The organism is Vibrio chagasii, assembly GCF_002954585.1.
GTDB classification, from domain to species: Bacteria; Pseudomonadota; Gammaproteobacteria; order Enterobacterales; family Vibrionaceae; genus Vibrio; species Vibrio chagasii_A.
In genome coordinates this window covers 14150-37519 of record NZ_MSCI01000003.1, presented here as the reverse complement: position 1 = coordinate 37519, position 23370 = coordinate 14150, and the positions used below count along the sequence as shown (strand labels likewise).

21 protein-coding genes are annotated in these 23370 nt (G+C 46.7%); 6 read left to right on the top strand and 15 right to left on the bottom strand.

Annotation, left to right across the window (positions count from 1 at the left end):
• Positions 1-12: 12 nt before the first annotated feature.
• Positions 13-435 (top strand): F0F1 ATP synthase subunit epsilon, encoded by a 423-nt coding sequence (locus BTO10_RS20035; RefSeq protein WP_004739296.1) that lies wholly within the window; start codon positions 13-15, stop codon positions 433-435.
• 183 nt (positions 436-618) lie between these two features.
• A complete protein-coding gene (gene glmU, locus BTO10_RS20030) occupies positions 619-1977 on the top strand; it encodes a bifunctional UDP-N-acetylglucosamine diphosphorylase/glucosamine-1-phosphate N-acetyltransferase GlmU (RefSeq protein ID WP_105025647.1) in 1359 nt (452 codons plus the stop codon).
• Between the two features lie 75 nt (positions 1978-2052).
• On the opposite strand, the gene punC is transcribed toward glmU, so the two are convergent.
• Positions 2053-3264 carry a purine nucleoside transporter PunC gene (punC, locus tag BTO10_RS20025; RefSeq protein ID WP_105025646.1) on the bottom strand — a complete coding sequence of 404 codons (1212 nt, stop codon included), beginning with the start codon at positions 3262-3264 and terminating at the stop codon, positions 2053-2055.
• Positions 3265-3427: 163 nt separating this feature from the next.
• On the opposite strand from punC, the gene punR reads away from it, so the two are divergent.
• Complete coding sequence (gene punR / locus BTO10_RS20020) at positions 3428-4342, top strand: DNA-binding transcriptional activator PunR (RefSeq protein WP_105025645.1); 915 nt, start codon at positions 3428-3430, stop codon at positions 4340-4342.
• A gap of 71 nt (positions 4343-4413) precedes the next feature.
• Here the strand turns inward: punR and ilvA are convergent, their stop codons facing one another.
• The 5 genes from ilvA to ilvG are packed head-to-tail and all read right to left on the bottom strand — an operon-like array spanning position 4414 to position 10735.
• On the bottom strand, positions 4414-5958 hold the full coding sequence (gene ilvA / locus BTO10_RS20015) for a threonine ammonia-lyase, biosynthetic (RefSeq protein ID WP_105025644.1): 1545 nt from the start codon (positions 5956-5958) through the stop codon (positions 4414-4416).
• Positions 5959-5961: 3 nt separating this feature from the next.
• On the bottom strand, positions 5962-7803 hold the full coding sequence (ilvD, locus tag BTO10_RS20010) for a dihydroxy-acid dehydratase (RefSeq protein ID WP_105025643.1): 1842 nt from the start codon (positions 7801-7803) through the stop codon (positions 5962-5964).
• A gap of 33 nt (positions 7804-7836) precedes the next feature.
• Entirely contained in the window at positions 7837-8790 is a 954-nt protein-coding gene (locus BTO10_RS20005; RefSeq protein WP_105025642.1) for a branched-chain amino acid transaminase, read from the bottom strand.
• A 12-nt stretch (positions 8791-8802) separates the two neighbouring features.
• The gene (gene ilvM / locus BTO10_RS20000; RefSeq protein WP_004739310.1) at positions 8803-9087 is read right to left on the bottom strand and encodes an acetolactate synthase 2 small subunit; all 285 of its coding nucleotides are present in this window, start codon (positions 9085-9087) and stop codon (positions 8803-8805) included.
• A 1-nt stretch (position 9088) separates the two neighbouring features.
• A complete protein-coding gene (ilvG, locus tag BTO10_RS19995; RefSeq protein ID WP_105025641.1) occupies positions 9089-10735 on the bottom strand; it encodes an acetolactate synthase 2 catalytic subunit in 1647 nt (548 codons plus the stop codon).
• Positions 10736-11207: 472 nt separating this feature from the next.
• Here ilvG and BTO10_RS19990 point away from each other — a divergent pair, with 472 nt between their 5' ends.
• On the top strand, positions 11208-12731 hold the full coding sequence (locus BTO10_RS19990) for a YifB family Mg chelatase-like AAA ATPase (protein WP_105025640.1): 1524 nt from the start codon (positions 11208-11210) through the stop codon (positions 12729-12731).
• A 68-nt stretch (positions 12732-12799) separates the two neighbouring features.
• Here the strand turns inward: BTO10_RS19990 and BTO10_RS19985 are convergent, their stop codons facing one another.
• The 6 genes from BTO10_RS19985 to BTO10_RS23555 all read right to left on the bottom strand — a co-directional run bounded on the left by BTO10_RS19985 (position 12800) and on the right by BTO10_RS23555 (position 17979).
• Positions 12800-13753 (bottom strand): DUF2860 domain-containing protein, encoded by a 954-nt coding sequence (locus tag BTO10_RS19985; RefSeq protein WP_105025639.1) that lies wholly within the window; start codon positions 13751-13753, stop codon positions 12800-12802.
• 210 nt (positions 13754-13963) lie between these two features.
• Complete coding sequence (locus BTO10_RS19980; protein ID WP_004739316.1) at positions 13964-14563, bottom strand: thiol:disulfide interchange protein DsbA/DsbL; 600 nt, start codon at positions 14561-14563, stop codon at positions 13964-13966.
• A gap of 55 nt (positions 14564-14618) precedes the next feature.
• Entirely contained in the window at positions 14619-15605 is a 987-nt protein-coding gene (locus BTO10_RS19975; protein ID WP_105025638.1) for a serine/threonine protein kinase, read from the bottom strand.
• Between the two features lie 71 nt (positions 15606-15676).
• On the bottom strand, positions 15677-17095 hold the full coding sequence (gene ccoG / locus BTO10_RS19970; protein WP_004739319.1) for a cytochrome c oxidase accessory protein CcoG: 1419 nt from the start codon (positions 17093-17095) through the stop codon (positions 15677-15679).
• Positions 17096-17417: 322 nt separating this feature from the next.
• Positions 17418-17681, bottom strand: a complete 264-nt coding sequence (locus BTO10_RS19965; RefSeq protein ID WP_004739321.1) for a YihD family protein — start codon at positions 17679-17681, stop codon at positions 17418-17420.
• Positions 17682-17811: 130 nt separating this feature from the next.
• The gene (locus tag BTO10_RS23555) at positions 17812-17979 is read right to left on the bottom strand and encodes a hypothetical protein (protein ID WP_004739323.1); all 168 of its coding nucleotides are present in this window, start codon (positions 17977-17979) and stop codon (positions 17812-17814) included.
• Positions 17980-18262: 283 nt separating this feature from the next.
• On the opposite strand from BTO10_RS23555, the gene BTO10_RS19960 reads away from it, so the two are divergent.
• A complete protein-coding gene (locus BTO10_RS19960; protein ID WP_004739325.1) occupies positions 18263-19054 on the top strand; it encodes a sporulation protein in 792 nt (263 codons plus the stop codon).
• 141 nt (positions 19055-19195) lie between these two features.
• A complete protein-coding gene (gene trhA / locus BTO10_RS19955) occupies positions 19196-19849 on the top strand; it encodes a PAQR family membrane homeostasis protein TrhA (protein WP_105025637.1) in 654 nt (217 codons plus the stop codon).
• On the opposite strand, the gene BTO10_RS19950 is transcribed toward trhA, so the two are convergent.
• The 3 genes from BTO10_RS19950 to trkA are packed head-to-tail and all read right to left on the bottom strand — an operon-like array spanning position 19846 to position 23318.
• The gene (locus BTO10_RS19950; protein WP_105025636.1) at positions 19846-20421 is read right to left on the bottom strand and encodes a DUF3157 family protein; all 576 of its coding nucleotides are present in this window, start codon (positions 20419-20421) and stop codon (positions 19846-19848) included. The two genes, trhA and BTO10_RS19950, sit on opposite strands and share 4 nt — an antisense overlap.
• A 26-nt stretch (positions 20422-20447) precedes the next feature.
• Positions 20448-21893 carry a TrkH family potassium uptake protein gene (locus BTO10_RS19945; protein ID WP_102425180.1) on the bottom strand — a complete coding sequence of 482 codons (1446 nt, stop codon included), beginning with the start codon at positions 21891-21893 and terminating at the stop codon, positions 20448-20450.
• A 48-nt stretch (positions 21894-21941) separates the two neighbouring features.
• Positions 21942-23318, bottom strand: coding sequence for a Trk system potassium transporter TrkA (trkA, locus tag BTO10_RS19940; RefSeq protein WP_004739332.1), 1377 nt, complete (start codon positions 23316-23318; stop codon positions 21942-21944).
• Positions 23319-23370: the final 52 nt, after the last annotated feature.

Here is a 23370-nt window from a genome sequence, read left to right as displayed (position 1 = left end):
CTAGGAGGCGATATGGCAGCAATAACCTTTCACCTAGACGTAGTAAGTGCAGAGAAGAAGCTTTTCTCTGGTCTTGTTGAGACGTTTCAGGTGACCGGTAGTGAGGGTGAGCTTGGTATTTTCCATGGTCATACTCCACTGCTGACCGCTATCAAGCCTGGTATGGTGCGTATTGTTAAGCAGCACGGCCACGAAGAAATCATTTATGTTTCTGGTGGTATGGTAGAAGTTCAGCCTGGTACAGCGACTGTACTGGCTGATACAGCTATCCGTGGTGAAGAACTAGACGCAGCAAAGGCGGAAGAAGCTAAGCGCAAGGCTGTGGAGAATATCCAAAATCAGCATGGCGACATAGACTTCGCACAAGCGGCCGGTGAACTGGCTAAAGCCATTGCTCAGTTACGAGTTATCGAACTGACAAAACAGCGCCGCTAATCTTTTATAAGATTATTGGTTCTGAGCTAAAGGCGACCTAAGGGTCGCCTTTTTGTTTTTTGGCATTTTCATGAGTGCTCACTTTACGTATCGCTACCGATTAAATGGTTATTACGATTTAAGTTTTTGCCTCAAAACGGTTACAATATCAGCTTAATAAAAATTACGTCGGATAGGTTTACAATGAAGTTTAGCGCGGTAATTCTTGCAGCGGGCAAAGGTACTCGCATGTACTCAAACACACCAAAGGTTCTGCATACTCTTGCAGGCAAACCAATGGTGAAGCATGTGATCGATACCTGTAATGGTCTAGGCGCTCAAAATATACACTTGGTTTACGGCCATGGTGGTGATCAGATGAAGGCTACTTTGGCTGAGGAATCGGTAAATTGGGCACTGCAAGCAGAGCAGTTAGGTACAGGTCACGCGGTTGATCAGGCATCAGCGCACTTTGCTGATGATGAGAAAGTACTGGTGCTTTACGGTGATGTTCCTCTTATCTCGCCTGAAACTATTGAAAACCTATTAGATGCTCAGCCAAACGGTGGTATTGCACTACTTACGGTTGTGCTGGATAACCCAATGGGTTACGGCCGTATCATTCGTCGCAATGGCCCAGTAGTGGCTATCGTTGAACAAAAAGATGCAACGGATGAGCAGAAGCTTATCAAAGAGATCAACACTGGCGTTATGGTTGCGACGGGTGGTGATCTCAAGCGCTGGTTGTCTGGTTTAAGCAATGACAACGCGCAAGGTGAATACTACCTGACTGACGTTATTGCTGCGGCTCACGATGAAGGTCGTGCGGTAGAAGCGGTACATCCAGTTAGCCCAATTGAAGTTGAAGGCGTGAACGATCGCTCTCAACTGGCTCGTCTAGAACGTGCTTACCAAGCAGAGCAAGCTGACAAACTATTGAAGCAGGGCGTTATGTTACGCGACCCTAGCCGTTTTGATCTACGTGGCGAACTGCAGTGTGGTATGGACGTTGAGATCGATACCAACGTTATTATTGAAGGCAGCGTAAGTATTGGTGATAACGTGGTTATCGGCACTGGATGTGTTTTAAAAGACTGTGAAATTGATGACAACACGGTTATTCGCCCATACAGCGTAATTGAAGGTGCAACTGTTGGTGAAGACTGTACCGTTGGTCCATTTACTCGTCTACGTCCAGGTGCTGACATGCGTAATGATTCGCACGTTGGTAACTTTGTTGAAGTGAAGAACACTCGTCTTGGTGAAGGTTCTAAAGCGAACCACCTTACTTACTTAGGTGATGCTGAGATTGGCCAGCGTGTTAACGTTGGTGCTGGTACTATTACTTGTAACTACGATGGTGCGAACAAGTTTAAGACTATCATCGGCGATGACGTATTCGTTGGTTCTGATAGCCAATTAATCGCCCCTGTTACTATCGGCAATGGCGCGACAGTAGGCGCGGGTTCAACGGTAACGCGTGATGTTTCTGAAAATGAATTGGTAATCAGTCGTGCTAAAGAGCGCAAGATTGCGGATTGGCAGCGCCCAACGAAGAAATAAGCTTCAACTCCTATCTGAGACTCCTATCAAAGCCAGTAGCGTTGACCGCTACTGGCTTTTCTATAAAGCTAGAAACTAGTCTTGCTTCTCTTCTGCTACAACACGGGAGTTATCTGGTGCTGCAAAGTGTTCTGAAAGCTCTTTGTTCGACACAATGTAGCCAATCCACAGAGCGCCTAAACAAATTACAACTGCAATACCTGTTGCACTTAGTGCTTGGCTTGCCATTGCTGCTACCAATGCGCTTGATAGACCGCTGATGCTGATTTGCAAGCTATTCTGTAGACCAGCTGCTGTTGCTGGGCTTTGTTTCGCACTTGATAGAGCACGGTTTACCACGATTGGGTAAAGTGCGCCATTTGCTACGGCAATCAGACAGAAGGGTGCAAGTAGAGGCCAGATTGATGTCAGCTCCCACTGTGATGCGATAAAGATAAGCATTGCAGCAACGCTGAACAAACCAATCAGATTTCTTAGTACCACACCATCACCATATTTCTTCACGGCTTGCTTACCGAAGTAACCACCCGCCATGAATGCGATCGTTTGTGGGATGAAGCTCAGACCGATGTCTTTTGCTTCATAGCCTAGCTGAGCCATGATCTCAGGCATACCCGTTAGGTAAGCAAAGAATGCCGCAGAAGCTGATGCAAACATCAATACGTTACCCACGTAAGGCTTCGATTTAAGCAACATCTTGATATCAGTCTTAACTGATGTTTGTTTTACTTCTGGCGCTTCTTTTGGTTGAGCCATAGTAGTTGCCACTAGCAGCGCACCCATTAGTGTTAAGGTCACGAAGATGCTGTGCCAGCCAAAGTTATCTGCCAGTAGTACACCAAGTTGAGGTGCCAGAGCTGGAGACAGTGCCACCAAAGGCATGATGGTTGCAAAAATTTGTTGGCTGCTGCTCTCAGAGTAGCGCTTGATAACCATCGCTTGCCAGATTACCGCTGGTGCACATACGCCAATCGCTTGAATGAAGCGCAGCGTCAGTAGGTGCCATACCTCAGTACTGAATGCCAAACCGAACGAAGCGGCCGTGAAAATAAAAAGACCAACCGCCAGCGTATTGCGGTGACCATATTTATCACTCGCTAATCCCCAAAGCAGTTGACCCATTGCCATACCGCCAAGGAACACAGTAAGAGATAGTGCGATCTGCTCAGGGCCGGTTGCGAAATCGATCTCCATCGCCTTAAATGCAGGAAGGTACATATCGGTCGCGATAAAGCCTAGCATTGAAAGTACTGCAAGGTAGACCAATTGAAATTTAGAAATATTCATAAGATGCCATTACGCTAAAAATAGTGATGTTTTTATCATCAAAAAAATTGTTTGATATACAGAGGTGAAAGTCCCTGTTTATTTATGCTGACATTCTATTTTTCGGATCTGATAAAATAAAACGCTAAAATATGTGGTTATCAATCAAAAAATTTGAAGGCTTATGTTCTCTAAATCTTCTTTAGAAATGCTCGATACGGTGGCGCGCTTGGGTAGCTTTACCGCGGCGGCTGAGCAATTGCACAAAGTGCCCTCGGCGATCAGCTATGGTGTCAGACAAGTCGAGCAAGAACTGGATGTTTTACTTTTCAGGCGTTTACCAAGAAAGGTTGAGCTTACTCCGGCAGGTGAACTGTTCATTGAAGAGGCGCGTGTACTACTGAGGCAGATGGAAGAGGTCAGTGCCCAGACTCGTCGAGCAGCTCGTGGTTGGAAGAAAACCCTGCGCCTTACGCTCGACAATGTTGTGAAGCTCGACAAGATGAAGCCGATGATTGAAGAGTTTTATCAAACTTTTGAGTTTGCTGAGCTACAGATCAACATGGAAGTGTTTAACGGCTCTTGGGAGGCAATAGCACAAGGTCGAGCGGATATAGTGATTGGTGCGACCTCTGCGGTGCCAGTGGGGGGTGATTTTGAAGTCAAAGACATGGGGCAATTAGATTGGGCGTTTGTAATGTCGCCAAGTCACCCGTGTGTGCGCGAACAGAACCTCAATGAAGAGTTCGTGAGCCAATATCCAGCTATCTGTTTGGATGACACCTCAAGCGTGTTGCCTAAGCGCCATACAGGACACTACGCCAATCAAAGGCGTTTGTTGTTGCCTAACTGGTATAGCGCTATTGAATGCCTGAAGAACGGCGTTGGAGTAGGTTACATGCCAAGGCATATTGCCGCGCCGATTATCGAGCAAGGTTTGCTGTTGGAGAAAATATTGCCAGAACCAAGCCCGTTGAGTCAGTGCTGCTTGGTGTGGCGAAAAGACGATAACCACAAGTTGATCGAGTGGATGGTCAACTATTTAGGATCCAGTGAACAACTTCACCGAGATTGGTTGGATCATCGCAAAGCGATCTAGTTGAAAGATCTTTCTCGGCAAGATCAAAAAGAGCGAGTGAAAACTCGCTCTTTTGTTTCGGTAACTCGCTCTTATGACAAGAAGAACTTGTAAGAAGGGTTATTGGTCTCATCTTTACACTGGTAACCAAGCTCTCTCAGGTGAGTAGAGAACTGAGCCAAATCTTCATCATCCAGTTCAAAGCCACATAATACGCGGCCGTAATCAGCACCGTGGTTACGGTAGTTGAACAGGCTGATATTCCAGTGAGTACCTAAGGTATCAAGGAACTTAATCAATGCACCTGGGTATTCTGGAAACTCAAAGCTGTACAGGCGTTCTTTCAATGGTTTTGATGGCTTGCCACCAATCATGTAGCGAATGTGCAGTTTTGCCATCTCATCATCAGACAGGTCGACGACTGGATAGCCACCTTCACGTAGGTCGTTGATGATGTGGTCGAGTTCTTCTTGCCCGCCATTGAGACGTACACCGACGAAGATGTTCGCTAGGCTGTCATCGTTATGACGGTAGTTAAACTCAGTCACAGCGCGGCCGCCAATGATATTACAGAATTCTAGGAAGGCACCTTGTCGTTCAGGAATAGTAACCGCAAGCAGACCTTCACGCTTCTCACCCAATTCACAACGTTCAGACACATAGCGCAAACCATGGAAGTTGGTATTGGCACCAGACAGTACCGTTGCCAGCTGCTTGCCTTGCAGTTGGTTCTGCTCAGCAAACTTCTTCAATCCTGCTAGAGCAAGCGCTCCAGAAGGTTCGGCAATTGCGCGAGTATCTTCAAAGATGTCTTTCACCGCAGAGCAGATCTCATCGCTAGACACAGCAATGTGACCATCGATGTACTGCTGACACAGACGGAATGTCTCTTCACCAATGCGCTTAACCGCAACGCCATCGGCAAACATGCTGACTTGATCCAGTATCACTGGTTCGCCGGCATCTAGCGCTGCTTTCAAGCAAGATGAGTCTTCGGGTTCAACTGCGATGACTTTAATCTCTGGCATCAGCTGCTTAACCAGCACAGCAACACCAGCAGCCAAACCACCGCCACCGACAGGCACAAAGATGTAATCCATGTGGCCATTTTGTTGAAGCATTTCCATACCCATAGTGCCTTGTCCTGCGATCACCAATGGGTGATCGAAAGGAGGTACAAAGGTATAGCCATGTTCAGCAGAAAGGCGCTCTGCTTCAGCTTTCGCTTCATCAAAATTACTGCCGTGCAGAACCACGTTACCGCCAAAGCCACGAACAGCATCAACTTTGATGTCTGGTGTGGTTTTTGGCATCACAATCGTGGTTTGAATACCAAGCTTAGAACCGGACAGTGCCATACCTTGAGCATGGTTACCTGCAGATGCGGCAATCACACCTGCGGCTTTCTGCTGCTCTGAAAGGCTTGATACCATGTTGTAGGCACCACGTAGCTTGAACGAGTGGACCGGCTGACGGTCTTCGCGCTTTAGCTGAACCTGATTACCAATACGAGCACTTAAACGAGGCATCTCTTGCAGAGGTGTCACTATTGCTGCTTCGTAAACTGGCGCTCTCAGGATCTGACGCAGATAATCTGCGCCAGTTTGTTTTTGGGGACTGACCGTGTCATCACTCATAGATTAGCCCTCAAGCTTCGACTTATCACGTACCGCGCCTTTATCGGCACTGGTTGCCATGCTTGCGTAAGCTTTTAGTGCGAATGATACTTCACGTTGACGGTCTGCTGGTTTCCAGCCTAGTGCATCCTGCTTAACACGACGTGCTTCTAGCTCAGCTTCAGGCACATCCAGTGTGATCGAACGGCTAGGGATGTCGATAGTGATGATGTCGCCATCTTGAACCAGGCCGATAGTACCGCCACTTGCTGCTTCTGGAGAAGCGTGACCGATAGATAGACCCGATGTACCACCAGAGAAACGACCATCGGTTAGTAGTGCACAAGACTTACCTAAGCCCATCGATTTTAGGTAAGTCGTTGGGTAAAGCATCTCTTGCATGCCCGGACCACCTTTAGGGCCTTCGTAACGGATAACAACCACTTCACCCGCTTTTACTTTGCCGCCTAAGATGCCTTCTACGGCTGTGTCTTGGCTTTCAAATACGATAGCAGGACCTTGGAATTTCAGGTTCTCTTCATCAACACCGGCTGTCTTAACGATACAACCGTCAACGGCAATGTTGCCTGAAAGTACCGCTAGGCCACCTTCTTGGCTGAATGCGTTCTCTTTAGTACGAATACAACCTTCTTTACGGTCGTCATCAAGGCGATCCCAACGACAATCTTGCGAGAAGGCTTTGGTAGTACGAATGCCAGCAGGGCCAGCGCGGAAGAACTTAAGTACCGCTTCGTCTTCTGTCTGCATAATGTCGTATTGAGCTAGCTGCTCTTGCATGCTTAGGCCAAGTACAGTGCGAGTTTGGTTGTTCAATAGGCCAGCACGGTCTAGTTCACCTAGGATAGCCATTACACCACCAGCGCGGTGAACGTCTTCCATGTGGTATTTCGGTGTTGAAGGAGCCACTTTACATAGGTGTGGAACACGGCGAGACATCTCGTCGATATCGCCCATATCAAAGTCGACTTCACCCTCTTGAGCCGCTGCCAATAGGTGAAGAACAGTGTTACTCGAACCACCCATCGCGATATCTAGAGCCATCGCATTTTCAAAGGCTGCGCGGTTCGCGATATTGCGAGGAAGTGCTGATGCGTCATCTTGCTCGTAGTAACGCTTAGTCAGGTCAACGATACGTTTACCGGCATTGATGAATAGCTCTTCACGGTCAGCGTGGGTTGCTAGCATAGAACCGTTACCTGGCTGAGACAGGCCAAGCGCTTCGGTTAGACAGTTCATTGAGTTAGCCGTGAACATACCTGAACATGAACCACATGTTGGACATGCAGAGCGCTCTACTTGCTCACTTTGCTCATCTGAAATTGTTGGATCGGCACCTTGGATCATCGCATCAACAAGGTCTAGCTTGATGATTTGATCGGAAAGCTTGGTTTTACCTGCTTCCATTGGCCCGCCTGATACAAAGATCACTGGGATGTTTAGGCGCATAGCCGCCATCATCATTCCCGGAGTGATTTTGTCACAGTTAGAGATACATACCATCGCATCCGCACAGTGAGCGTTAACCATGTACTCGACTGAGTCTGCGATAAGCTCACGTGATGGCAGTGAGTACAGCATGCCGCCGTGACCCATTGCGATACCATCATCAACTGCGATAGTGTTGAATTCTTTAGCGATACCGCCCGCTTTCTCGATTTCACCCGCAACCAATTGGCCCATATCTTTAAGGTGAACGTGGCCTGGTACGAATTGAGTGAAAGAGTTTACAACTGCGATGATTGGCTTACCGAAGTCATCATCTTTAACGCCAGTTGCACGCCATAAAGCGCGCGCACCAGCCATGTTGCGTCCGTGGGTAGTCGTTGCTGAACGATAGATTGGCATTGCTTAAATCCTTATAAAATATTTGGCTGTTGCTTACTGATTTTCTGAAGTTTGGTTTTCTGGGTAAACATAGTCTAGCCAGCCCCACTTATCTTCAGTGGTACCATTGAAAAGACCAAAGTAAGCCGCTTGAACTTTTTCAGTGATAGGACCGCGTTTGCCTTCACCTACTGTAATTTTGTCTACACTGCGAACTGGAACAATTTCCGCTGCTGTGCCTGTCATGAAGACTTCGTCGGCAAGGTATAGCGCTTCGCGAGCAATGTTCTCTTCACGGATCTCATACCCCATGTCTTTTGCTAGCGTCATGATTGAATCACGCGTGATGCCCGGCAGAATTGCACTGGTCGCTGGTGGTGTAGATAGCACGCCATTGCGGACAACAAAGATGTTCTCACCCGCACCTTCAGAAAGGTAACCATCGACACAGAGAGCGATACCTTCGTCGTAGCCATGACGACGTGCTTCACCACCAACCAGTAGTGAAGATAGATAATTACCACCCGCTTTTGCAGCTGTTGGGATGGTGTTTGGAGCCGCACGGTTCCAGCTTGAGATCATCGCATCTACGCCATTTTCTAGCGCTTCTTCGCCTAGGTAAGAGCCCCAAGGGAAAGCGGCGATGATAAGGTCCATCTCAGTATTTTCTGGAGGACATACACCCAAACCCACGTTACCAACAAAGCCTAGAGGGCGGATGTACGCAGACTCTAGCTTGTTTTGGCGAAGCGTTTCACGAGTCGCTTCCATGATCTCTTCTTCAGTGTAAGGAATCGGGAATCGGTAGATTTTTGCTGAGTCTTTTAGGCGCTTTGCGTGTTCTGGGTGACGGAAGATCACCGGACCTTTTGGCGTGTCGTAGCAACGAACGCCTTCAAACACTGAAGTACCATAGTGCATTGCATGGGTTAAGACGTGAACGTTCGCCTCTGCCCAAGGAACCATTTCACCGTTAAACCAAATATAGTCTGCCGTTTTTGCTGTCATGTTTGCGGTTCCTTATGCACTTATCTTTTGTTGTAAGTTGTTGTTTGGCAATTCATTACGACTGATAGAGATAACGTCAACGGTACGCACATCCCACAGTTTTTCGATTTGATTGACCAAAAAGGAGATTGGGCGCTCACTGTCGACAATGATCTCAACGCTGGCGATCTTGCTTTCATGGTTCTGAGTGCCGGCTACTTGCTTAACGATGAAACCACGGTGACGAATAACACGAAGAACACGCTCTAGTAGTACTGGCTTATCATCGGCTTTGATGTCTAATAGGTATCTTTTCATGTTATGTGTTCTCCAACATATCACTGTTTGAAGCACCTGGCGGTACTAGTGGCCATACGTTCTCTTCTTCATCGATAAGAACATGAAGTAAGTAAGCCGTCTTGCTCTCAAGCATCTCTTTTAGAGCGGGTTCTACTTCTTCTTTGCGAGTGATGGTCTTGCCTGGAATATCGAACGCTTTTGCAAGCATAACGAAGTCTGGGTTGTCATCTAAGATGGTTTCACTATGGCGACCATCAAAGAACAGCGATTGCCATTGACGAACCATACCCAAGCGAGAGTTGTTTAGCAGTACCATCTTCACTGGGATTTGACGGCGCTTTAGCGTACCAAGCTCTTGCACATTCATCATGAATGAGCCATCGCCAGAGATAAGGATAGATTGGTCATTAGGACGGCCAACCGAAGCACCCATAGCGGCAGGTAAACCAAAGCCCATGGTGCCTAAACCGGCAGAGGTGATGAAGTTCTGTGGATCGCGAGGTTGAATGTGTTGCGCAGCCCACATTTGGTGTTGGCCCACATCGGTTGAAACGATAGAGCTTGCTGGCATCATGTCTGACAGCTGTTTCAACAGCAGTGGAGCAAAGATCAGATCGCCAGGGTGATCATAGCGCCACTTGAATGAGCTACGTAGGCCTTCTGAGTGGTGAACCCAAGAAGAGATATCCTGAGTAAGCTCTAGTTGAGGCATGATCTTGTTGATGTCACCACGAATTGGCGCATTAGCCAGACGCAGTTTGCTGAACTCAGCTGCATCGATATCGATATGAATAACCTTAGCATGAGGTGCAAAGGTATCGAGCTTGCCAGTTACTCGGTCATCAAAACGAGCACCAACAACAATCAATAAATCACTCTCTTGAACTACTAGGTTAGCGGCTTTGGTGCCGTGCATACCTAACATGCCTAAGTAGTGTGGGTCATCACGCTCAATGGTACCTAAACCTTTTAATGTACTTACTGCTGGCATTGGGTTTAGACGTAAGAACTCACGAACTGCGTCGGTAGCTTTTGCTAGTTGCACACCACCACCTACGTATAAAACAGGGCGGGTTGCTTGAGATAAGAGGTATTGTGCCTGCTCAATCGCATCGGTTGTCGCAACTGGAATTGCAGGAGGAGTAAATTCCGGAAGAGAGTTAACAGGAGCTTCAGCCAGTTGAACATCTTTTGCGATATCAACGATAACGGGGCCTGGTCGGCCAGATTTTGCTACCACAAACGCTTCGGCTAGTGTTGGAGCTAGCTCTTCAATGTTGGTGACTAGATAGCTGTGTTTAGTACATGATAGAGACATACCAATCACATCCATCTCTTGGAATGCATCGGTACCTATGTGGGAGCTTGCAACTTGACCTGTGATTGCAACCAGTGGGATAGAATCCATAAAGGCATCGGCTAGGCCTGTGACTAGGTTAGTAGCACCAGGGCCTGAGGTTGCCATACACACTGCCACATCTTGTGTTGCACGAGCCATACCGATCGCAGCCATTGCTGCGCCTTGCTCATGGCGACATAAGATATGTTCAACTCCGCCGTCATAAAGTGCATCGTAGATTGGCATGATGGCACCACCTGGGTAGCCAAATACGGTCTCTATTCCTTGCTGCTTTAGTGCGGATACGACTAATTCTGCGCCTTTCATCGGAATTCTCCCGTATTACCTTTATTTTGGTAACTTTTTCCTTTGTCTCTGCACATCTTGTGCTCCCATTCTTCCTGTAAATCGGCAAAGCCGAAAATGTTCAAAAATATAAAAATCGAATCTATAAATAAGAAAAAACCCCCGGACTTGTCAGTGCGGGGGTTTTTTCTAATTCGTGGTTACTTTTTCCCCACTCGCCCCCGCGCAGTCTCAATAATGACTACGATAATCAGGTTAATCAGTGCGTAAATGCGAGTGTTGAAGTTCATATAATTCGAGTTTTCTTGTTTATTCTGTTCAGTAAATGTCTACATCTCTAGTGTTATCACACAAATCTGTCGCATGACAAGGAAAATGTCATTCTTTTTTCACATTAAAACACCATTCCACCAAGCTATATAACAATCTTATTGCTTTGGTGCGCAACGAATATCCAGAGCGAATACTTTTAAATCAAAGACAAAGGAAAGTTATGGGACTCGCGATAATTCATAGCCGGGCTAGTGTGGGGGTAGAAGCGCCAGAAGTGACGGTTGAGGTGCATATCAGCAATGGAATGCCGGGATTCACGCTGGTGGGTTTGCCAGAAACGACAGTCAAAGAGTCTAAGGACAGAGTCAGAAGTGCCATCATCAATTCTCGCTTTGAGTTTCCATCGAAAAGAATCACGGTCAACCTTGCTCCAGCGGATTTGCCAAAAGAGGGCGGGCGTTTTGATTTACCGATTGCGCTTGGAATCTTAGTTGCCTCTGAGCAACTACCTAACTCCAAGATCGCGCAACATGAGTTTATTGGTGAATTGGCATTGCCTGGAGAACTGCGCTCAGTGAAAGGGGTGCTGCCAGCGACACTGGCTGCTGATAGTGTCGAGCGCTGCTTAGTTGTGCCGCATCACAATGGTGATCAGGCGGCCCTAGTGGGTAAGGGGGCCCATAAGTCGGCTCAAAGCCTATTGGAAGTTTGCGCAGATATGTGTGGTCAGGCTCAACTGGGTTTGTATCGTACTGAGCAACATCAAGTCGATGTGTCTGAGCTTCGCGACTTGCAGGACATCATTGGCCAACAGCAGGGTAAGCGAGCATTAGAGATCGCAGCGGCGGGTAACCATAACTTACTTTTTCTCGGACCTCCCGGAACGGGCAAGACTATGTTGGCGTCTCGTCTACGTGATTTATTACCTGACATGAGTGATGACGAGGCGATGGAAACTGCATCGGTGGCTTCGTTAACTCAGCAAGAGATTAATCAGTACAACTGGAAGCAACGTCCGTTTCGCGCACCACATCATTCGAGCTCAATGGCTGCGCTGGTTGGTGGTGGCTCTGTACCTCGACCCGGAGAGATATCTTTGGCGCACAATGGCCTTTTGTTTCTTGATGAGATGCCCGAGTTTGAGCGCAAGGTGCTCGATTCATTGCGTGAGCCACTGGAGTCGGGTGAAATCATTATCTCGCGGGTGGCGGGTAAAACTCGCTTTCCAGCACGTTTCCAGTTAATTGGTGCATTAAATCCAAGTCCAACCGGTTACTACGAGGGCAATCAAGCACGCGCTAACCCACAGATCATATTGCGCTACCTCAACCGACTATCAGGGCCGTTGCTTGACCGATTTGATATGTCTCTCGAAATTCCACTTTTACCTAAAGGAATGCTCGCCGAAGGTGGTGATCGCGGCGAGACCACCCAAGTAGTAAAGCAAAGAGTTAAGCAGGCTCGTCAAACCATGCTGTCTAGGAACCATAAATCGAATGCACTGCTCGGTAGTCGAGAAATTGAAAAGTACTGCCCATTGAGACGCGAAGATGCGGAGTTTCTCGAAACAGCACTGCATCGTTTAGGATTATCGATTCGCGCCTATCACCGAATCATCAAGGTCGCACGAACTATTGCTGATCTGGATGGTAACGAGCAGATAGAAAAGAAACACTTATCGGAAGCTCTCGGTTATCGCGCGATGGATAGATTATTGAAGCAACTTGCGGCACAAGCTGTGTAGTGGAAAGCAGAAAAAAAGCCTGCATAGATACAGGCTTTGGTTTGATAGTGCATCCGTATCGGCTGGGGTTAGAACTTGTAGTTCAAGCCAACAGAAACAATGTATTGAGACTCATCATAGAAGGTAATATTCGAGTCGCTCGTGCCGTAACCTGCAAGAGAAACGAACGACCAGTTTTCCCAATCCATGAATTGATCATATTCATATGCGGCGAATAGGTTGATGTTGTCATCACTGCGCTTCTTTTGGAAAGTCATGCTGCTTGCATCGTAAGAGCGCTGATTGTAACCCGCTGTTAATGCGTATTGGTGACGACCCATACCACCAAACAAGCTAACCTCACCACCGAACTGTTCGAACGATGCCGCATCGCCTTCTGCATCACTGGATTGATAAATTAAAGACGGCACTAACATCATGGTGCTGCTGATAGGTTGGCGATACTGACCTTTTATGTAGAAGGTATCGGCATCGCGCTTTAGTACGTCTTCAACTAGATCGTTTTTCACATCTTTAATTGCGTAAGCCATATCTAGTGAGAACGCAGAGCCAGCAATACTTTCTAGTTTTAGACGGAACGCATTACCGGTTTCATCGGTTTTACTACGAGATGAGCTCGTGTTGTATGGATCAGCCCAAGTTTCACCAGACATTATCGTCGGCAGAATGGATGCGTCAATCACCATGCCAGAATTAAGCTGGTATTTATAACCTAACTCAAGCACTACAGTACCCGTTGCCACGTCATCACGTGCAGTACCAGTATAAACCTGATGGTTTAGCGTTTCACCAAAGGTATAAGCAATGTGGCCGAGAGGTGAAACTAAAAATGAGCTATCAGACGAAGCTTTTTGATTGGTTGAGGAGATCTTACTGTCAGCGTCGGTATTAAAGTTTGAGGTCGAAGATGTGACACCTGTGTTGATAGAGATTTCACCACTGAAGCCTTGCTCATCAGCAAGCTTGGCAAATGCGGGCGCAGCGGCAACACTAAGCGCTAATAATGTATATTTGATTTTCATTCAGAGGCTCCTTGCCCCAGTGATTGGTAGCAATAAATCGATATTGATAAAAAGCTGTAGAAAACAATAACGCCTAAAAGTTCACTTTATCGTGTGTCTTATAAGTTTTGACTGAACCGTGTCCCCAAACAATATTTTTGTGAGAGATAACTAAAAAGTGCCTGGTGCAAAAAAGGAAGCCAAAGCTTCCTTAATTTGGATTTTGATTTTTTACTTTTTCAGTAAGAAGTTAACCAATTCGAAGTATTCATCTAGGCCGTTGATGCCTTGTGCTTCTACTAGGTAACGATTATTTACTATAACGGCAGGAACACCAGAAAGGCCGCTATCTTTGAATGCTTTATCAAAGCGACGAACCATGGAATCTACTGCAAAGCCGTTGTAAGCCGCATCAAACTTCTTCGCATCAATCCCTTCATCTATAAAGATTTGACGCAGTTCTGCTTCATCGCGTGGTGGCTTGCGCATATTGTGAATGCGGTTAAACATCACTGGTACCATTTTGTCTTCGACTTTTAGTGCAATCATAGTCGCGTAAGCTTTGCTCATTGGCAGGCCCATCTTGCCACCCATGAATGAAACATGGTTTTTCTGCAGCGTAGCGTCTTTCGGTAACTGCTGTTTTAGCTGCTGGATGATAGGTTCAAAGCTATTACAGTGTGGGCAGTAGAACGAGAAGAATTCAGTTACCATAGGTTTCTTTGATGCTTTTAGATCAAGAACTTTATAGTGCTCACCTTCGTTAAATTTCGCAGCGTGAGCTGACAGGCTCAACATGATCAATGAGAAAAATGCGAATAGCTTTTTCATTTATTCAATCTCCATTATGTTTGAATTTTTATCTAGTTATATGTTGCGATTGCGGTTACCACTGAGGCATTAACGAAAGTGGTGGCTCTTGCAGGGTAGCAATTTGTTCTTTACAAGCAAGTACTTGTTGCTCCCAATATTTAGGGTCATTGAACCATGGGAAGGCCAACGGAAACGCTGGGTCGTCCCATCGCTTAGCTAACCATGCCATGTAATGCACCATACGTAGACCGCGCAGGGGCTCAATTAGTTTCAGTTGTGAGCTATTAAAATCGCAAAACTCTTGGTAATTCTCTAGCAGAATATCCAGTTGCATCAGCTTATCTTGGCGTTCACCATTCAGCAGCATCCATAGGTCTTGGACGGCTGGGCCGTTACGTGCATCATCGAGATCGACGAACATTGGTCCATCGCGCCATAAGATATTACCTGGGTGGCAATCACCATGCAGGCGGATGTTCTCAACGTTGTTCGGCCATTGACTCTCTAACTCTTTGATCAGCAAGTCGATGTCGTTAAAGAAGGCGTTCTCTAGATGCATCGGGATAAACTGAGAGTTTTCTAATATCTTACGTGGTTGATGCAGATATTCATTTAGGCTGATCGTCGGACGATGCTGAAAGGTTTTCGCTGCACTCGCCTTATGAATTCTGCCAAGGAAACGGCCAACGCCTTCTAATTGATCCAGATTATCCACTTCATACTGTCTGCCACCGACGCTCTCAAATAGCGTGAACAGGTAGCCTTGATACTCATGCAAGGTAGCACCATTGATACGCATTGGAGGCGCGATGGGAATTTCTTGGTCGATGAGCTCTAATGCAAAGTCATGCTCTTCTTGGATCTGTGCTTTGTTCCAGCGCTGAGGGCGATAAAACTTAACGACGTAGCGTTTACGGTCTTCATCGGTGAATTGATAGACCCGGTTTTCGTAGCTGTTCAGAGCAAGGAGCCCGGACTCAGCTCGTACCCCAATACTCTCCAGTGCGTACCACATGAAGTCGGGGGTCAGGTTATCAAAGTTAAAGGCTTGCATCGTCATATAATAAAAAAGGCTCATTACTGAGCCTTTTTCCATTTATTAGGTGTTATACCAATCGTGTGTGATTAGTATCAGAGCTTCTTGATAAAGCGGCTTTCTACTTCCATCGTAAACTCTTCATTATCCGAGAGTATAAACTGAATAGTCGAAACAGGTGAGCTCAGTTTCTCAGGATCGGCACCTAAACTGATAGGTAGGTTCAAAACCTCGCCCGGAGCAACCGTCACGGTCTGCTTGCCGTACCAAATTGCACCTGGTAATCCGTTGACTTCGAGCTTGTACTCTTGTTCTTGTTGAGTCTTATTGATCACTTTGAGGGTATAGGTGTTTTCAACTAGCCCTTGAGTGTTGACTCTGAACAGTTGGTTTCTATCACGCAGAACGCTTAATCCTGCTGGGTCGACGCTAGCGATTTGTACAAAGAACAAGCCAAGCATAAGAACAAGTATTGCACCATAGCCCAATAGCTTAGGACGCATTACTTTAGTCGATCGTCCTTCAAGCCTATGCTCCGTAGTGTAGTTAATCAGTCCTTTGTCATAGCCCATACGCTCCATGGTCTTGTCACAAGCATCAATACACGCACCACAGTTAATACATTCGTATTGCAGGCCGTCACGGATATCAATGCCCGTCGGACACACTTGCACACACAAGTTACAGTCAATACAGTCGCCAAGACCAAGCGCTTTTGGATCCGCCTTGCGAGAACGAGGGCCACGGCTCTCACCACGCTTGTTATCGTAGCCTACGATGAAAGTGTCTTTATCAAACATCGCAGATTGGAAGCGAGCATAAGGACACATGTGCAGACACACAATTGAACGCATCCAACCAGCGTTGGCATAAGTACAGCCTGCGAAGAACAGTACCCAGAACACAGGCCAGAACGAAGAGTTAAAGGTAAAGAAACCAACCACTAGCTCTTTGATTGGGATGAAGTAACCAACAAAGGTTAAACCGGTCGCGATAGCAATTGCCCACCATGCAATGTGCTTGATGGTTTTTCTGATCATCAGATTGGTGGTCAACTTGCCAGAATCTTGCTTTCTTCGCTTATTGGCAGCACCTTCCAGTTTCTCTTCGAACCAGATGTACATGAAGGTCCACACGGTTTGCGGGCACAGGTAACCACACCACACACGGCCTAAAAAGGTGGTGATAAAGAACAGGCCAAAGGCGGCAATCATAAATAAGATCGCAAGTAGGGTGAGATCTTGCGGATATAACGTGGTGCCGAAGAAGTTGAACTGCTGGCTACCGATATCGAGCAAGATTGCTTGTCGCTCACCAAATGGAATCCATGGGATCAGCGCAAAAAGTAAAAGTAAGAACCAACCACCGTAGCGGCGTAATTGTTGGAATTTACCTTTGCTTTCTCGAACATAGATTCGGTTACTTGGGTTAAATCGATCTCCATTACCTTTATGTGTCTTAGGGTTAAAGGTTTTAGGAGTCACATCTTTGATATCGATTTTATCCTGACTCATGGACTATCCTTTTGGTGGCTATACTCTTCTTCGAGAGTATTGACGACATTGCTTTAAAAATATGATGTTAGAGGATCTAAGCTTAAGCTTGGTGCAAGGCTGAAAGAGCACTCACTCTTATTATTTTAGAAGACCCTTATGGGTGGCGATTATAACGACAATCTTGTTCTCATTTCTTTAACGCAATCAACCTTTAACAACAAAAGTCATAACAGTTGTGACGAAAAAATAGCGAACAGAAACAAAAAAGCGACCGAGTGGTCGCTTTTTTAAATTGAGCTATCTATCTATAACGCAATGGCGTTTTAACACATAGAGATGATTAGAGCAGGCCACGTGCTTTTAGGATTGCGGTTTTGAAATCGTCTTCTTGGTCTTTTTTCAGGCCAGGAATCATTTCATCTTTTTCGCTGTTGCGCATTTTCAGATGGTAGATAAGTATATCATCAGTCAGGTCTTCAAGCTTGCCATCGTAGCCTGCTTCTTTTGACAGCTTAATGATGAACTCTAATAAGTTAAGCTCTTGATCTTTTTGCCACTCAGGTTCCATCAGCTCAAGCAGTTCTTCTATGCGGTGACACTTCATACTTTATTCTCCACAAATTTTATAATGATTTGTGGTTAAGGTATCAAATCGGTTAAGGAATACCAACGTGTAAACGCATTTCCAGAGTATGCCGGGCAAGAAAAAAGCGCAGTAAAAACTGCGCTTTTTGTTAAGCGGCTTTAATTACTTTTGTTGTAGTCGGTGCTAATAAAGCAGTCTTCTCAACTAAAGTCATTGTAGGAGCCAATTTTTTTGCCGTTGGAGCAGCAACAAAGCCACTACGACGACGCATCGCACTACGGTTGGTGTGCGAGAACCTGACAGCTGTTGGGCGCATTAATTTACCTAACGGTCAGGCATATCCATTGCCAATCTAATGGCCTGATTCACTATGAGATCCGCCTCAATTGCTTGAAGAGTCACTCGTCTGGCTTCCGCCAATCCGAATAGTAAATCAGGATAATGATATGCATGCATATCGAGTATTAGATTATCACTATCTCAGTTATCGATCGACGCTTGAGTTATAAATAGACGATATTAGAGCTAAAATTGTGTGAGCAGTATATTTGAGTTTGAACCTCTTTCAGGCTTAAGATGATGCTTTAAAGGAGGTGCATATGTCGTTCTTAAAGAAAACGTTAGCAAGTTTTGGTATTGGGTCGGCTAAGGTCGATTCGGTATTGCAACAGGAAGTGCTGTACCCAGGGCAGAAGGCTAGCATTATTGTGCATGTGTATGGTGGCGCCCAGCCGCAGGAGATCGACAATATCGATCTTAATCTGTGCTGTCGTTACGTCAAAGAAGTCACCATGAACTCGCAAAGGCAAGAGGGCGGCCAAACACGCCGCATGCAGCAGACATACTCACTAGCAAAATGGAGCCTGCCATACGCGTTTGTGATTCAGCCGGGTGAAACTCGCGACTTTGAGTGTGAGTTTGATGTTCCGTTGAACACACCGGTGACGATTGGCGATTCCAAGGTGTGGCTGGAAACCGGGTTAGACATAGCGATGGCGATTGATCCCTCGGATAAAGATATCCTAACGGTTCGCCCTGATGCACTCCTTGATGGCATTTTTAACGGACTGGAAGCTCAAGGGCTGCGTATTCGTCAGGTTGAGTGTGAAGCGGTTGATGGCTTTGAACTACCATTTGTTCAAGAGTTTGAGTTTGTTCCAACTACTGGGCCTTATCATGGCCGATGGCGCGAGCTGGAAGTGGTAGCTCATCGAGATGAGAAAGAGCTTAAGCTATGGTTTGAAATAGACCGTAATCGCGATGGTGCAAAAGGTATGTTGGCAAGCTTGCTAGGCATTGGCCAATTGCATCGACAGTTGAGCGTGCCACTCGATACCTCCCCAGAAGAGGCGGGTAAGATGGTCATTGAGTATTTAGAAAGCGCGTCTTAGTGCTTTCTAAATAAATGATGCTTAAGGTATCGGTTGTCTCCGATCTCTTTAGGTTCTACATGTCATAAAAATTTAAGCTTACACGTGTACTCTTAATGTGTAATACTAGCGTTATCGAACATTTACTCTAGTAGGATAATCATGTCTGCATCATCGGCGAGCGAATACAGTGACATCGAAGAACGCGCCAATGCGATAACCCATGGCTTAGGCGTTGTACTTGGCGTGGTTGGTCTAATCCTGCTACTGATCCGTGCGTTTGACCATCAAGCCGACACACTGACGATTGCCAGTATGGCGGTGTATGGCAGCAGTATTATTCTGCTGTTTCTTGCTTCTACGCTTTACCACTCTATCACCACCGAGAAAACCAAACGTCTGCTGAAAACTCTCGATCACTGCGCGATTTACTTACTGATCGCGGGCAGCTACACACCATTCTTACTGGTTAGCTTAAGAACGCCATTAGCCATTGGATTGATGGCGGTGATTTGGGGAATTGCGCTGGCCGGCATCATTATGAAGATAGCCTTCGTCTACCGATTTAAGCGCTTGTCATTGGTGACTTACCTAGCTATGGGCTGGTTGTCATTGATCGTGGTGTATCAACTGGCGATGAATATTGAGATGGGCGGCTTGGTGCTACTAGCACTCGGTGGCGTGATTTACTCGTTAGGTGTGATTTTCTACGTAGCAAAACGCATCCCTTACAATCATGCCATCTGGCACTTGTTTGTATTGGCGGGCTGCGCTTGCCACTTCTTCGCGATCTATCTGTATGTGACTCCGGTTTAGCGAGTCAGTACTTCAACGATTTCTGCTTTAATTTGGTACTCAGGATGTTGCTCAACCTCTAGCTTGATAGGGGTGCCTTCAGAATCCGTTTTTGGTCGAAGGTAGGTATTTGCCATACGCTTGATTGATTTCCAAACGGCGACCGTCTTCTCTTCTAAAAGCTCACCGCTGGCAGAATACAGGTCGAGCTTTACCGACACCAAGATCACAGCTTGTGTGCTTTGATTGGTAATCGCCGTTGGGATAATAAGCTCACCATCTTCATAGTGGCTAGCACCGAGTACCACATCAACCCCTGATTGTGACAGCTGTAGGCTTGGCTTCTTGCTATCTACAACAATCGTCGTACCTTGCACATTCGTTGCAATCGGAACGGCGACAACAGGTGCGGCAGCAACAGGCACCGTGCTCTTTGATGTTACTGCTTCTTTTGTTTGCTGCTGTGGTACCACGTATTGCCACGTGAAATCATCTTTCAGCAATATCTGTTTGCCATCTTGCAGAGTCACCATCTGATCGGCCAATGCCGAACTGCTCAGCAGTGCGCTTGCGATAAGTAGGTATGATTTCATCTCTATATCCTTAAGTATTTGGGTAACTAGCGTCGCCAGAAGGCTGGGAAGAATAAAACGATAAGCGTCAGGATCTCGAGTCTTCCCATCAACATGCCGAAGCTTAGTAACCATTTAGCGCCGTCTGGCAGTGGAGCAAAGTTACCTGTTGGACCAATAACACTACCCATTCCCGGACCCACGTTAGCAACTGCAGTCACTGCACCAGAGATACTGGTGATTGGGTCCAATCCCATCGCACTCAAACCGCCAGCGATCAAGATAATCGTAATAAAGAACATCAAACCAAATGCTACCAATGAGCGCACGATATCGTCGCTCACAGGACGTTGATTGTAGCGTTGAACAAATACGCCTGATGGGTGAATCAACTTCATCATCTGTTTGTGAAGCATCGTCATCGCTATCTGGAAGCGGAATATCTTGATGCCGCCCGAGGTTGAGCCTGAACATGCGCCAGCCATCATCAAGAAGGCAAACAAGGTGGTTGGTAGTGCGCCCCATGCTGTGAAGTCTTCCAAACCAAAACCGGTAGTGGTGACCACGGATACGATGTTGAACATAGAAACACGCAGTGCATCCAAAACGGTGTAGCCATCTCTCACTACTAGCCATGCTGAAATTACCGCGCTGGTGAATAAAAACAGGTAGGTGAAGCCTTTCACTTGAGCATCTTTGTAGAGGATAGACAGTTTTCTACCACGCAGTGCGCTAACGAAAAGTAGGAATGGTAAGCCACCAAGGAACATGAACACTGTGCCAACCCAGTGAGCGCTGTTCGAGAAGTGGTTCATCGAACCGTCTGAGGTTGAGTAACCGCCAGTCGATAGTGTGGTAAACGAGTGGTTGATGGCATCAAACACGCTCATGCCTGCAAACAGGTAGCTCACTAGGCATAAGCCCGTTAATACTAGATAAACTGCTACGATGTTCTTGGCGACTGTTTTTGCTCGTGGGCTGCTTTTATCGGACCAGTCGGAAGATTCAGTTTGGAATAGGCGCATACCACCGACGTTAAGCATCGGCAGTACCGCCACCGCCATTACGATGAAGCCAATGCCGCCAAGCCATTGCAATATCGAGCGCCACAGTAGGATGCTTGGTGCCATGCCGTCTAAGCCACTCAATACTGTTGAACCTGTCGTGGTAATCCCCGACATGGTTTCAAAGTAAGCGTCAGTAAAGCTGATGTGGTTTATGAATACGAACGGCAGCGCAGCGAAGGCACTGGCTATTGTCCATACCAGGGAGGTGATCAGGAACATATCCCGCACCCCAAGTCTGAACTTAGCAGAGCGGCCTAAACTCAAGCAGATGAACGCCACGATGTGCGTGATCACCACTGATTGACCGAATTCGAGAAAACCACCTGTGCCAGTAAAGAAGGCCACTAGTGTTGGGATGTACATGAAAAGGGCCAGTTTTGATAACACTAACCCTATCACTAATAATATCGGACGAAAATTGACCATAGCTTAATGCCTAAGCGCGTTGTTACGTGAAGACTTATGAGAACAAGACTACAAGAAGAACGGACTCGGTTGGAAAAGAGACTCAACATCAGGCACGTATTTCTTGTCTACTAGGAACATTACAACGTGGTCATCTTGTTCGATCACGGTTCTATCGTGCGCGATCAGCACCTCTTCTCCGCGAACAATGGCACCAATGGTGGTACCCGGTGGTAGTTTTATATCGCCAATCGCTCGACCAACGACTTTCGATGTGGTTTCGTCACCGTGGGCAATCGCTTCGATAGCCTCAGCAGCACCGCGACGTAGAGAAGATACGTTAACAATATCAGCACGACGAACGTGAGTAAGTAGCGCAGAAATGGTCGCTTGTTGTGGGGAGATTGCAATGTCAATCACACCACCTTGCACAAGGTCGACGTAAGCACCGCGCTGAATCAGTACCATTACTTTTTTGGCACCCATACGCTTAGCCAGCATTGCCGACATGATGTTGGTTTCATCTTCATTGGTTAGGGCAATGAATACATCAACCTGATCGATGTTCTCTTCGGTGAGTAGCTCTTGGTCTGCTGCATCACCACAGAATACGATGGTGTTTTCTAATTCTTCAGATAGCTTCTCTGCACGTGTGTAGCTACGCTCGATAAGCTTGATGCTGTAGCTCTGCTCAAGGCGTTTCGCTAGGCTTGCACCGATGTTACCACCACCAACAATCATGATGCGGCGGTACGGTTTTTCTAGGCGCTGTAGCTCACTCATTACTGAGCGGATATGGTTACTTGCCGCTACAAAGAACACTTCATCATCGGCTTCAATGATGGTGGTGCCTTGTGGGCGAATAGGGCGACCTTGACGGAAGATAGCCGCCACACGTGTATCGATGTGTGGCATGTGCTCACGCAAAGCAGATAGGGCATTACCAACCAGTGGACCACCGTAGTAGGCTTTTACCGCCACTAGGCTGACCTTCTGTTCTGCGAAGCTCACCACTTGTAGTGCGCCTGGGTATTGAATCAAACGCTCAATGTAGCTGGTCACCAGTTCTTCTGGTGCGATCAGGTGATCGACAGGAATTGCACCTGATTTGAACAGCGCTTCTTTCTCTTCTAGATATTCTGGAGAACGAATACGTGCAATTCGGTTTGGCGTATTAAAAAGAGAGAAGGCAACCTGACACGCGGCCATGTTGGTTTCATCCATGTTGGTTACTGCAACTAGCATGTCGGCATCTTGCGCACCCGCTTCACGTAATGTGTTTGGGTGGCTGGCATAGCCGTTTACAACCCTAAGGTCATATTTATCTTGAAGTTCACGCAGTCGGTCGGCATTACGGTCGACGATCGTGATGTCATTGTTTTCACCCACTAGGTTTTCAGCAAGGGTACCGCCTACTTGTCCAGCACCTAGGATAATGATCTTCATAGCCTTTCTCTTATTTTTGCCGTTGTAATTCTAGTGCTCTCATTTTGCTTTG